General features: G+C 43.9%; 9 protein-coding genes and 2 tRNA genes. 8 read left to right on the top strand and 3 right to left on the bottom strand.

Annotated elements, in window-relative coordinates; genetic code table 11:
* Positions 1 to 235 precede the first annotated feature (235 nt).
* The 3 genes from KT990_RS05300 to KT990_RS05290 all read left to right on the top strand — a co-directional run bounded on the left by KT990_RS05300 (position 236) and on the right by KT990_RS05290 (position 5,467).
* The gene (locus KT990_RS05300) at positions 236 to 3,337 is read left to right on the top strand and encodes a multidrug efflux RND transporter permease subunit (RefSeq protein ID WP_180085735.1); all 3,102 of its coding nucleotides are present in this window, start codon (positions 236 to 238) and stop codon (positions 3,335 to 3,337) included.
* A 133-nt stretch (positions 3,338 to 3,470) separates the two neighbouring features.
* A complete protein-coding gene (gene mgtE / locus KT990_RS05295) occupies positions 3,471 to 4,811 on the top strand; it encodes a magnesium transporter (RefSeq protein WP_100357860.1) in 1,341 nt (446 codons plus the stop codon).
* Positions 4,812 to 4,885: 74 nt separating this feature from the next.
* The gene (locus KT990_RS05290; protein ID WP_005169896.1) at positions 4,886 to 5,467 is read left to right on the top strand and encodes a DUF4112 domain-containing protein; all 582 of its coding nucleotides are present in this window, start codon (positions 4,886 to 4,888) and stop codon (positions 5,465 to 5,467) included.
* 82 nt (positions 5,468 to 5,549) lie between these two features.
* Here KT990_RS05290 and htpX read toward each other — a convergent pair whose 3' ends face one another.
* Both htpX and KT990_RS05280 read right to left on the bottom strand, forming a co-directional pair.
* Complete coding sequence (gene htpX / locus KT990_RS05285; protein ID WP_218209271.1) at positions 5,550 to 6,455, bottom strand: protease HtpX; 906 nt, start codon at positions 6,453 to 6,455, stop codon at positions 5,550 to 5,552.
* Positions 6,456 to 6,630: 175 nt separating this feature from the next.
* On the bottom strand, positions 6,631 to 7,503 hold the full coding sequence (locus KT990_RS05280) for a lytic transglycosylase domain-containing protein (RefSeq protein WP_218209270.1): 873 nt from the start codon (positions 7,501 to 7,503) through the stop codon (positions 6,631 to 6,633).
* 500 nt (positions 7,504 to 8,003) lie between these two features.
* Here KT990_RS05280 and ttcA point away from each other — a divergent pair, with 500 nt between their 5' ends.
* Both ttcA and KT990_RS05270 read left to right on the top strand, forming a co-directional pair.
* Positions 8,004 to 8,930 (top strand): tRNA 2-thiocytidine(32) synthetase TtcA, encoded by a 927-nt coding sequence (gene ttcA, locus KT990_RS05275; RefSeq protein ID WP_005097691.1) that lies wholly within the window; start codon positions 8,004 to 8,006, stop codon positions 8,928 to 8,930.
* 203 nt (positions 8,931 to 9,133) lie between these two features.
* Complete coding sequence (locus tag KT990_RS05270; RefSeq protein WP_004280536.1) at positions 9,134 to 9,520, top strand: SCP2 sterol-binding domain-containing protein; 387 nt, start codon at positions 9,134 to 9,136, stop codon at positions 9,518 to 9,520.
* Between the two features lie 96 nt (positions 9,521 to 9,616).
* Here the strand turns inward: KT990_RS05270 and KT990_RS05265 are convergent, their stop codons facing one another.
* The gene (locus KT990_RS05265) at positions 9,617 to 10,732 is read right to left on the bottom strand and encodes a transglycosylase SLT domain-containing protein (RefSeq protein WP_005097690.1); all 1,116 of its coding nucleotides are present in this window, start codon (positions 10,730 to 10,732) and stop codon (positions 9,617 to 9,619) included.
* A 362-nt stretch (positions 10,733 to 11,094) separates the two neighbouring features.
* Between KT990_RS05265 and greB the strand changes: the two genes are divergently transcribed.
* The 3 genes from greB (at position 11,095) to KT990_RS05250 (ending at position 12,115) form a co-directional block, all read left to right on the top strand.
* The gene (gene greB, locus KT990_RS05260; RefSeq protein WP_005097688.1) at positions 11,095 to 11,589 is read left to right on the top strand and encodes a transcription elongation factor GreB; all 495 of its coding nucleotides are present in this window, start codon (positions 11,095 to 11,097) and stop codon (positions 11,587 to 11,589) included.
* Between the two features lie 88 nt (positions 11,590 to 11,677).
* Positions 11,678 to 11,767: transfer RNA gene (locus KT990_RS05255), tRNA-Ser, on the top strand.
* A gap of 258 nt (positions 11,768 to 12,025) precedes the next feature.
* Positions 12,026 to 12,115 (top strand) — tRNA-Ser (locus KT990_RS05250).
* Positions 12,116 to 12,266: the final 151 nt, after the last annotated feature.

Below are 12,266 nucleotides of genomic sequence, written 5' to 3'. Positions count from 1 at the left end.
AACCCTGCATCTGCAGGGTTTTTTATTTGGAAAAATGCTATTAATAAATAGGAAATGGCAACCTCAAGAAAGTATTCAAGTGAGATCATCCATAATTTCTCCATGATTGGTTTTTATCACAGTTATTATGTGTTTAATTCTTGCATTCTACTGCTATGTCACTGAATATTTAGATATAGCTTGCTCGTATTTGGTCTAAATTCATCCCTCTTTAATTAAAAAGTGACTCGGACTTATGCTGTCTAAATTTTTTATCCACCGCCCGATCTTTGCTGGGGTATTGGCGATTGTCGTGATGGCGATTGGCCTGTTCGCAGTGATGAACCTGCCAGTGGAACGTTATCCGGACATTGCCCCGCCACGGATAACGGTGGCAGCAACCTATAGTGGCGCTTCTGCGGAAACTGTGGAAGAAAGCGTGACCCAGGTGCTGGAGCAGCAGATTAAAGGGATTGACCATTTACTGTATTTTAGTTCGAATAGTGATTCTTCAGGGCGCAGCCGGGTCAGCATCAGCTTTGAAAATGGTACCGACCCCGATACAGCACAGGTTCAGGTACAAAATGCGATTAATGGGGTATTGAACCGTTTACCGGAAGATGTCCAACGCCAGGGCGTTAACGTGTTTAAATCTCTCGGCGATACCCATATGGTGATCAGCCTGTATGATGAGTCCGGCCGCAGTAACAATATTGAACTTTCTGATTACTTGATGACACATCTGGAGCAGGACATTTCCCGGATTGAAGGCATTGGTGAAGTCGATGTTTTTGGTTCTCAATATGCGATGCGGATCTGGCTGGATCCAGGAAAACTCAAACAGTATAAGCTGATGCCAAGCGATGTTCGTGCCGCCATTGAAGCTCAGAATACTCAGGTGGCTGCGGGCGCGATTGGGGATTTGCCGGCAGTGGATGAACAATACCTGAATGCTAAAGTCACCTCGGGTTCCCGTCTAAAAACCGTTGAAGAATTCCAGAATATTATTGTCAAATCGGATCGTGCCGGTAGTTTTATTTATTTAAAAGATATTGCACGGGTCGAACTTGGTGCTGAAAGTTATCAGTCTTATAGCACCAATAATGGTTATCCTTCGGCAGGTCTTGGGATTTCTCTGGCCTCAGGTGCCAATGCCATTGCCACCTCAAACTTGATTAAAGCTGAAGTTGCCCGTATTTCCCAGCAATTGCCCGAAGGCTATAAAATTGCCTATCCACGAGACAATACGCCCTTTGTACAAGAGTCGATTAAAGAGGTGGTCAAAACCCTGATCGAAGCGATCATTCTGGTTATCATGGTGATGTTCATTTTCTTGCAGAACTGGCGTGCCACCTTGATTCCTACCGTAACGGTGCCGGTGGTGATTTTGGGAACCATGGCAGTGCTGTATGCACTGGGCATGAGTATCAACACCTTGACCTTATTCGCTTTGGTTCTGGCCATTGGTCTATTGGTTGATGATGCGATTGTGGTGGTAGAAAACGTGGAACGGCTGATGCATGAACAGCATTTGTCTGCCAAAGAGGCGGCGTTAGAGTCCATGCAGGAAATTAGTGGGGCATTGGTCGGAATTACCTTAGTTCTAACCGCAGTCTTTATTCCGATGGCGTTCTTTGGCGGTTCTACCGGGGTGATCTACCGACAGTTCTCCATCACTTTGGTTGCGGCCATGTCCTTATCCTTATTGGTGGCCTTGATTCTAACCCCAGCACTGTGTGCGCTCATTCTGAAACCGAATCCAAAACCGGCAAAATGGGCGGCATGGTTTAACCAGAAGCTGGATCATTTAAAGCATCGTTATCTGCATCTTTCCAAAGTCACGATTCAGCATCAGGTCATTTGTTTACTGCTTTTTGCCGGCTTGATCTGTGTCTTTGCACTGTTTTACCGTGCTTTGCCAACCAGTTTTTTGCCGAGTGAAGATCAGGGGATTTTAAGCCTGCAAATCAAAGTGCAGGAAGGTGCTCCGATGAAAAATACCATTCAGGTCGGAGAAGAGGTTCGTAAATATTTTCTGGATCAGGAACAGGCCAATGTCAGCCTGGTGATGATTCGTTATGGCCGCAATTTCTCGGGAACTGGCCAGAATCTGGCCACCGGTTTTGTGGCATTAAAACACTGGAATGAACGTTCCGGTCAGGACAATACCGCACCCGCGATTCGTGAACGGGCTTTGAAGCATTTTCAAAGTAACCCTAATGCACAAATCAACGTATCCATGCCCGCGTCAGTCAATGGTCTGGGACAAACCGATGGTCTGGATTTCTGGATTCGGGATATCAATGGTAATGGCCGGCAGTATCTGGAACAGCAATTTCAGGCACTGGAAGCTCAGGCTGGCAATTATGCAAGCTTTGAAAATCTGGGTAAACGTTCTAATCCTGAAAAAGCCGAACTACGCGTCAATATTGACCAAAAACAGGCCATGGCCAATGGTCTGACCCAAACGGCAATTAACAGCACCTTATCTAGCGCTTGGGGTGGCAGTTATATCAATGACTTTATTGATCGCGGCCGGATTAAACGGGTGATCATGCAGGGCGATGCCGAATTTCGTTCCAAGCCGGAAGATCTGGCACAATGGCATGTCCGTAATGACCAGAATCAAATGGTGCCTTTTAGTAACTTCTCGCAAGTGGACTGGAGTGGTGGTCCGGAAGTGGTCAACCGTTTCATGGGCTATACCGCACTACAGATGGAAGCGGATCGGGCTCAAGGCAGCAGCTCCGGTCAGGCCATGCAGGATGTAGAGGCGCTGATTGCTGAACAGGACGGCGTAGATGTGGTCTGGAGCGGTTTATCCTTTGAAGAAAAACAGTCCAATAATCAGGCCATCTGGCTGTATCTGATTTCGATAGGTTTTATTTTCCTGTGTCTGGCCGCATTGTATGAAAGCTGGAGTATTCCAACGGCGGTAATGTCAGCAATTCCTCTTGGTATTGGCGGCAATATTATTTTCAGTTATTTGGCTGGCTTCCCGAATGATATCTATTTCCAGATTGCCTTGCTGACCACCATTGGCTTGTCCTGTAAGAATGCCATTCTGATTGTGGAATTTGCTTCGCTGGCACAGCAACAGGGAAAATCGGTGGTGGAGGCAGCATTGGAAGGTGCTTCCCTGCGTCTGCGTCCGATCCTGATGACTTCCTTGGCTTTTGGCGCCGGAATTTTACCTTTGGTCTTTGCCACGGGAGCAGGCGCGGTAAGCCGTCAGGAAATTGGTGTCAGTGTATTCGGCGGCGTAATTTTCGGAACCGTGCTGGTGCTAATTTTTATTCCCTTTATGTATGTGATGATTCGAAGTTTAATGGCTAAAAAAGAACCGGTTGATTCATGATCGTGCGCTCAGAAAAACAATCCATAGCCTGACTCAATCCGGCTGTGATGATTTAGATGCACTGAGAGCAGGGGTAATGTTCGGAGGATGATGCTAAAATCCACGCCTTTGCGCTTATAACCATGGACTGCCTATGCCGAAAATTTCAGAAAAAATACAGCATATTCAACAACAGATCCGTTCTGAACACCATGCTATGGCGATTGGCTTATTAAATGAGCTGAATGTCGCCGATCAGGCCAGTATTTTAAAAGGTTTGAAGTTAGAAGAACAGATCCGGATTTTTCAGGAACTCAAAGAACCGAGCCGGGTATTCGAGTTTATGCCACTCAGCCAACAAGTCAGTCTGGCTGAGCAATTACCGGTCGCACAGATTATTGCGATTTTAAATGCGCTCGATTCGGACAACTTTGTCGATGTTTATAAACGATGTTCTCCACAGCTGCAGCAGCAGCTCATGGCAAAATTGTCCGAAGCGAGTCGGCAAACCCTAAAAGATCTGGCGATTTATCCTGAAGGGACTGCTGGTGCGCTGATGAGCTCCAGTTTTGTTTCTTTGCATCAGGATCTGTCGATTCATGACGCTATCCAAATGTTGCGTGTGGTGGCCGCAGATCAGGAAACCCTGTATCTGATTTATATTGTTGATGAGCAGGACCAGCTGATCGGGGTAGTCTCTTTAAGGCAGATGATTCAGGCCAGTCCTGAAACCAGCATTGCCGAGATCATGCAAAGAGATGTGATTTACGCCAAGATTGGGGATGACCAAGAAGACGTCGCAAAAACTTTAACCTATTATGATTTTATGGCTTTGCCGATTGTCGATGAGCATAAAAAAATTCTTGGAATTGTCACTTATGATGATGCCATGGACATCATGGAAGCCGAAACCACCGAGGATATTTTAAAGTCAGGGGCGGTTGAGCCCTTAACTGAGTTAAGTTTAAAAACTGCGCCTATTTTTACATTGTACCAGAAGCGCGTATCTTGGCTGGTGATTCTGGTCTTTGGCAGTCTATTGTCCGGCATTGGCATTGCACATTATGAAGAGACCATTGCCGCGCATATTGTTCTGGTTTTTTTTCTGCCATTGCTGGTGGGCAGTGGTGGTAATGCCGGCTCGCAGTCGGCGACCTTGATGGTGCGTGCTTTGGCCACCGGTGATGTAGAGTTTAGAGACTGGTTTAGCCTGCTCAGCCGGGAAACCTTGGTGGCGTTGTGTCTGGGTGGCACCATGGCACTGGCTGTCTCGGTGTTGGGTTATGTCCGAGGGGATATCATGGTGGCTGTGGTTCTGGCGATCAGTATGCTCGGCATTGTGCTGATGGGCTGCCTGATCGGCATGAGTCTGCCTTTTATTCTGAACAAGTTTAAGATGGATCCGGCCAGTGCCTCTGCACCTTTGGTGACCTCTATTTGTGATGCCACCGGTGTGATTATTTATCTATTTGTTGCTTCCAAATTATTGTTTTAATTCACAGATTGCTACAACTTTGGTCTCAAAATAATTTATGCTGATGAAAGTCAGCCCTATTTTTGGAATCACATATGCCTGAGCCTGGACAAAAAACAAAACTGAGTCAACAAGAGGTCATTCGTCTGGAACGTGATCTGGCCAAGTTTGCCAACATGATGGATTCAGTGGTACGTATTCCATTTACCAAGCAAGGGGTAGGGGCAGATGCCGCGCTGAGTACGATTCCGGTCGCTGGAGATATCGCCGGTTTTGTATTGACCTGTTATGCCATTCATAAGGCCAAACAGATTGGGGTGCCGAGTGCCAAGCTGAATCCGGTCATGAAACTGGCGGTGATGGATGCGGTGGTTGGATTTATTCCAGTGGCAGGCACCATTTTTGATATTTTTATTCGTCCCAGTCGCAAGGCGCTTGATGTGGTGCATGTTCATATTCGTGAAGAATATCAGATTCACAGTGATCGACATGTGGTACACCCTTTTTTGCATGAAAGCCTGGAACGCAAACAGCAGCAATCTGTATTTTGGCGCAATCCTGTAGTGGCCTGGATCTGGATTCATATCCCGGATATTTTAGGCGCCTTGTTCCTGATTCTATTTGTTTTTGCGATTGGGTGGGGGGCGATGGCGTTGTATCAGTGGATCAGCGCATAAAGCCCTATATAAATAATGAATAATTGAATCCAATAAAAAAGCCTGCAAGTGCAGGCTTTTTTCAATCAATGAATAGTATTACTTAAGTACAATCAAGCTGTTGTAGTGCAGCAACACGTTGTTCGATGCTTGGATGCGTCTGGAACAAGGCAGCAAGGCTAAAGCCTTCTTCTTTACCCGCAGAAATCGCAAATGCTTTCATTTCTTTCGGCATGGCATCTGGCATTTCAGACTCTGCCTGTAAGCGCAATAATGCTGAAATCATAGCCTGTTTACCTGCCAAGCGCGCACCGGCTTCATCGGCACGATACTCACGCTGACGGGAGAACCACATCACAATCGACGACGCCAGAATACCGAATACGATATCCAGTACGATGGTAATTACAAAATAGGCAATACCCGGTGCTTCACCTTCTTCACGACCAAAAACGTTACGGTCAATAAAATCACCCGCGACACGTGCGAAGAACATGACGAAGGCGTTCACAACACCCTGAATCAGTGCCAGAGTGACCATATCACCATTGGCGACGTGACCAATCTCATGCGCCAATACTGCACGAAGCTCGTCTTTGTTCATACGCTCAAGCAGACCAGTCGATACGGCTACTAAAGCATCGTTTTTATTCCAGCCAGTGGCAAAGGCATTGGATTGATAAGATGGGAAAATACCCACTTCCGGCATTTTAATGCCTGCACGCTGAGAAAGTTGTGCAACTTCATGGAGCAACCAGGCTTCAGCTTGGTTACGAGGTGCATTCGGGTCAATCAGTTCAGTACCCGTGGTCTTTTTCGCCATCCATTTAGACATGAACAGGGAAATCATTGAGCCAACCATACCGAACACGAAACAGATGACCAACAGGTTGCCTAGATTCAAGCCACCTGCGCCATGGTAACTACCGACACCGAAGAGTGACAAGATAATGCCAGCTACAACCAGTACCGCGAGGTTGGTTAGCAAGAACAAACCAATCCGCATCATTGAGAAATCCTCTTATTACAGAAAAATAATCTGATTATTGAATGTAAATCATTGAAATCAATATGAGGTGAAATCGATAAGATTTCAAGAAAAAAATAGCAATTCGCTACAAAAAGACAGTATGTTTTTTGTCCATATTGAAAGATAGGTCTTTAAAAACAAAGCTGTTTCAAAATTACTCACTTAAATATATTTTTGCAGATGCTGTCGCATTGGCATTGGCATAAGAACCCATCGGTGCATCAGTGAAGCTACCATCTGCTCGTGCAATGATCTGACGCTGATATTTTGCCGCCTGAACATTGGACGCCGTCGTGGTTTCAGTTGAATAATTGGCAGAGCTGGCAATGACACGACCAGTATCAGAGGAAGCGGTATATGTACCACTGGTGCTGCCCAGTCCCTGTGCGTACAAGTTCTGATAACGGCTGCTGACACGGCGGACATAGTCCTGAGTTTCACGAAAAGGTGGCACCCCCTTATATTTGGCCACATTGCCTTCGCCGGCATTATAACCTGCCAGTGCCAAGGTGGTATTGCCATTAAAGCGTTTCAATAACCAGGCCAGATATTTGGCCCCGGCCATAATATTCTGCTGCGGGTCATAGGCATTGCTGACATTAAAACGACGTGCTGTCGCCGGCATGAGTTGCATCAGGCCTTGTGCACCGACTGGAGAGCGAGCCTGTACATTAAAACCGGACTCGGTATGCATCACGGCTTTGATCAGGCCTTCAGAGACACCATAGGTTTGCGCTGCCTGGCGAATAATCGAATCATAAGCATTTTTATTTCTACTATAGCTCGGCAAGACCGAAGCTTCACTGGAACCCCAATTGCTATAACTATGAATATTACTGTCTGGATAATAGGTCTTCTTTTCAACCTGAAGATGGTTATAGCGACTTTTCTTATTGGTTAATAAGGTGCTGCCATTGCTATCGCGCAACTGATAAATGGTTTGACCGGCATAGACCAACTGGCAACAACTTGCCAATAGCACAGCACTGATCCCCTGACACCCCAAAACACGCAAATTTATTTTCATTGTTTATATTAGGTAAACACAATCGAGAAAAATTTAATGATGAGTTTAACAAAAAATTACGGAATGAAAAGACTTGTACGCTGCATTTATAAACGAGTTTGTAAGTGCAAGCCATTTTTTACATTTTAGAGTTAGAAAAAAAAATATGATTTAATTTAAAACCTTAGGGTTGACAGGTTTAACTAGTTGATTTTTATTAATAATTAAATTGGTTAAAAAGTGATCAATTTAAAGAAAAGCCTTATCTTTTGAGACGAAGAACTTGTCAAGTGCGTTTCAATCCACAAAGTTATCCACAGCTTTTGTGGACAACTGTGGAAAAGTCCAAAAACTAGGCATCTTGCTGATTAATTGAACTGAAACGTTCAATATATCAATCTAAATAAAACATGAAAATGAAACTAATATGACATTTGCATGAAAATAAATTCTTTTGATGCGATGCGGGCCTGAATCGGCTAAAATTGCGCGGTATTTTTATTTATGGGTGAATCTCGTCTATGTACTCGCCAGTTGAGTCCGAACAAGGATTTAATTTCAAACCTGAACTGCCAACAAGCTCAGCCTACTATCGTTTGTTAAAGAAGCTGCGTCGCCAGGTCGGACATGCCATTCGTGACTTCAAAATGATTGAAGAAGGCGATAAGGTCATGGTGTGTATTTCAGGTGGTAAAGACAGTTACACCCTGTTAGATATCATGTTGCAGTTCAAGCGTATCGCACCGATCAACTTTGATGTCGTGGCGGTGAATCTGGATCAGAAACAGCCAGGCTTCCCGGAAGATGTATTACCACGTTATTTAGAAGAAAATAACATTCCGTATTACATTCTGGAAAAAGACACCTACAGCATCACCAAAAAGTTGACCCCGGAAGGTAAGACTTATTGCGCCGTCTGTTCGCGTCTACGCCGTGGCTCTTTGTATGGCTTTGCCCAGGAAATTGGTGCGACCAAGGTTGCGCTGGGGCATCACCGTGATGATATTCTGGCGACCTTCTTCCTGAACCTGTTCCATGGCGGCAGCTTGAAGGCCATGCCACCAAAACTGTTGTCTTCTGACAAAAAGAACATTCTGATTCGTCCACTGGCTTATGTGGAAGAAAAAGACATCATCAAATATGCAGAAATGCGTCAATTTCCAATTATTCCATGTAATTTATGTGGCTCTCAGGCGAACCTGCAGCGCGCAATTATCAATGACATGTTACGTGATTGGGATAAGGCACATCCAAAACGTCTGCACAGTATTTTTGGTGCATTGCAAAATGTCTCGCCATCACAGCTGGTCGATCGTGAATTATTTGACTTTGAAGTGCTGGACAGCCAGCGCGAATTTGACTTCAAAGACAGCTGTTCGACTGAAGAAGCGCTGGAAGGCGAGAAACGCCGGATTAATATGGTCAATCTGGGCTTTGCCGCAGAATAATTTCAGCACACAGATATCAGCCTTCGGGTTGATGTCTGTATGAAAAACAAATAAAAATAGAACTACAAAAATTGAACGACGCGTACAAAATTCGTTAGCCTTTGCGCTAATGATCATGATATAACAAAGCACGAGCATAATAGCTTCAACATGATGTCGTCTGGATAGTCGACACAAATGAACAAATAATTTGAGGAAAGATCATGCCTGCTTTTTTAACTGATGATTGGTTTTCAACTGTAGAAACACTTACTGCGCAAGCTGGTGATTTAAACTTGCCACCAGCTTTGGCGAACCTGGCGATTAATTTGGTTGTAGCGGACACTACAGGTAATACTGAACTATCTTTAGATGGTGGAGCAATTAAAAAAGGTTTGTCTTCAAATGCCAAAACGACTTTGAATATGGACGGCGAAACGTTACGTAAAGTTTTTCTGGAGTTTGATATGGCCGCAGCCATGCAGGCATTTATGACCGGTAAAATCAAAGTACAGGGTGATATGTCTCAATTGATGGCACTTCAAACTGCCAAACCGAGTCAGGAACAAAAAGATCTATTCAAGAAAGTACTTGAAAATACGACAGCTTAATTTTGCTGAACATCAGCTGAAATGAGCACAAAAAAAGCTTACCTTTGAGGTAAGCTTTTTTATCGCCGGATAGAATAAAATCCAGCTCATTAGACCTTAGATATTCACCAATTGTGGTGTGGTCTTGATGTGTTCCAGATAAGCACGAATACGGGTTACATATTGTACTGCCTGACGATAGCGGCCGTTATTGGCTTTATTCTGATCCAGATAGGCATAGAGGTTTACCCAGTTATTTGGATTCTTGCCTTGTGACTGAATGCGTTTTTGTAACTGATTCACTGCACCTGGGCCCATATTATAAGCGACCAGTGCAAACCAGTTGCGATCTGGATAAGGAATATGCTCATAGCGGCTCAGCATTTGATCATAATACTTGGCACCACCCTGAATGCTTTGGGCTGGATCGGTACGATTGCTCACACCCATTGCTTTAGCAGTGCTATTGGTCAGCATCATCAAACCGCGAACACCTGTCGGAGAGACTGAGTTCGGTTTCAGATAAGATTCCTGATAACCAATGGCAGCTAATAAATGCCAATCTAGATCATATTGCTGCGCTGTCTGTTTAAAGCTTGCTTTATAGATCGGTAACCGGTTGCTCAAATCACGTTGAATGGCTGTCCAAGATTCCTCTTTCACCACATTCTGATTATAAAATGAAGCAAGCTGCTTGATGGCACCACTTTGTTTGCCTTTACAGATAAAAGCACTAGCAGTCTGGCTCAAGGGATCTGTGGCAGATTTAAATACCAGATTTAAATTGGTATTCAAGCCATTACTCACCAAAATAGACTGATCACCACAGGTGGCGGAGAATGAAGTCAGGCGCTTATTTTCAATTTCACCTAAATCGGTGGTGGTCATGGCCAGATTGGCTTTGCCCTGAGCAACCCATTGCAGTGCAGTGGCATTATTCGGGACAATTTTAAAATCCAGTTTCACATTCAGACTGTTGGCATAGTTGCGCACCAGGTCATAACCGAAGCCATGCAGATGTTGTCCATCCTGAAATACGGTGGTCGGATTTTCGACTGCAACCACGGTCAGCTTATTGCTATTGACCACATGATCAAACTGAAGTGTGGTCTTACTTGCATTGATACTATGAAAGGGAATAAATGCAGTGCTCAGTACAAGTGCTTTCAAAGGGAGAGAAGAAATTACAGATCGTAGGCAAAGCCTCGACCCAGTGGATGAACTACTGTGCATGTTGTCTCCGCTACAAGTAATTTATGCCCTAAAAATCACAGCCAACATAGCCAGAAATTTTAACAGTTTGATAAATTCAATAAGGGTTGGGCAGTCATGACGTCATTCAAAATGACAAGAGATTTACGCATCATTATGTAGAAAAACTACATAGATTAAAAAGTAAGCATTTCCGGAAGTAGGTGGCATATTAATGATCTAAAAAACGATTGTCAAATTTTGTACACAAATTATTATTAAAAATAATTTTAAGATACTGAAATATAATGTGAATTTTTTTTGAATTTTTTCATTGTTTTGAAATGGTAAATAAAATAAGCTGTTTGTAAGTTAATACACTGAAAATTTGATCAGCACGACGTATGAAATCCAACTTAATCACCCGTGGTGGACACGATAAATTGGTGGCAGAACTTAAGAATCTCTGGCATGAAGAGCGGCCGGAAATCACCAGAAAAGTGAACTGGGCAGCGAGTCTCGGCGACCGTTCGGAAAATGCCGATTACCAATATAACAAGCAAATTTTGCGTAAGATTGACCGCCGGGTCAGATACCTAGGCAAGCGTCTTGAAGAGCTAAAAATCATCGATTTTTCTCCAGAGCAGGAAGGCAAGGTCTATTTTGGAGCTTGGGTCGAGATTGAAAATGAAGAAGGCGAGCAGAAAAATTTACGTATTGTCGGGGTCGATGAAATTTACGATCATCATCCGCAGCATATCTCGATCAGTTCGCCCATGGCACGCGCGTTGTTGGGCAAGCAGGTAGATGATGAGGCTGAAGTGCTGACACCTTCTGGAAAGAAACGCTGGTTCATCAATTCAATTCGTTATGAAAAACCAGAAAATTCAGCAAATTAATGGAATTGATTTTATTTTGTGCAATTGATGCAGTGAAAGCATGAAAATATTTGCCAAGCGTGATTTTTGTTTATATCATGTCGGCCATGGAAGCGTGGCAGAGCGGTTTAATGCACCGGTCTTGAAAACCGACGAGGGTGTGAGTCCTCCGTGAGTTCGAATCTCACCGCTTCCGCCAAATTCTAAAAACCCAGTCAATTGACTGGGTTTTTTTATGCCTTTATTTTTATATTCATTATCAAGCTAATTCTGATTCATGTCGTTGCTTTATCTTGAATTAAATACCTCTTGGCATCGTTTAAGTATTAACTTCTTTAAATAAAAATACATTTCAGCTTTTGTTTCGACTGATTTTTAACTGAATGAACAGCTTTTGCTAAAAGTTTTGCTAAATTTTATTGCCAAAAATCCGATTTATTTATATGATGGCGGCCAAGGAAGCGTGGCAGAGCGGTTTAATGCACCGGTCTTGAAAACCGACGAGGGTGTGAGTCCTCCGTGAGTTCGAATCTCACCGCTTCCGCCAAATTCTAAAAACCCCAGTCGAAAGATTGGGGTTTTTCTTTTTAGGCAGCAATGATTCAATACTTTATTCATCAATAACCAGCTCATAGCTTAAAACTTGAAAAATGGACGCATGTGCCAAATATAGAGTCAGAGACATCAACGCGCTATCA

Origin of the sequence: Acinetobacter sp. F9, assembly GCF_019195275.1 — a bacterium.
GTDB lineage: Bacteria > Pseudomonadota > Gammaproteobacteria > Pseudomonadales > Moraxellaceae > Acinetobacter > Acinetobacter pseudolwoffii.
This window is presented reverse-complemented; position numbering and strand designations above follow the sequence as displayed.

Coding starts and splice junctions, on each gene's coding strand:
- mgtE (WP_100357860.1), top strand. CDS start 3,471: ATGCCGAAAATTTCAGAAAAAATACAGCATATTCAACAACAGATCCGT.
- ttcA (WP_005097691.1), top strand. CDS start 8,004: ATGTACTCGCCAGTTGAGTCCGAACAAGGATTTAATTTCAAACCTGAA.
- htpX (WP_218209271.1), bottom strand. CDS start 6,455: ATGATGCGGATTGGTTTGTTCTTGCTAACCAACCTCGCGGTACTGGTT.
- KT990_RS05270 (WP_004280536.1), top strand. CDS start 9,134: ATGCCTGCTTTTTTAACTGATGATTGGTTTTCAACTGTAGAAACACTT.
- greB (WP_005097688.1), top strand. CDS start 11,095: ATGAAATCCAACTTAATCACCCGTGGTGGACACGATAAATTGGTGGCA.
- KT990_RS05290 (WP_005169896.1), top strand. CDS start 4,886: ATGCCTGAGCCTGGACAAAAAACAAAACTGAGTCAACAAGAGGTCATT.
- KT990_RS05265 (WP_005097690.1), bottom strand. CDS start 10,732: ATGCACAGTAGTTCATCCACTGGGTCGAGGCTTTGCCTACGATCTGTA.
- KT990_RS05280 (WP_218209270.1), bottom strand. CDS start 7,503: ATGAAAATAAATTTGCGTGTTTTGGGGTGTCAGGGGATCAGTGCTGTG.
- KT990_RS05300 (WP_180085735.1), top strand. CDS start 236: ATGCTGTCTAAATTTTTTATCCACCGCCCGATCTTTGCTGGGGTATTG.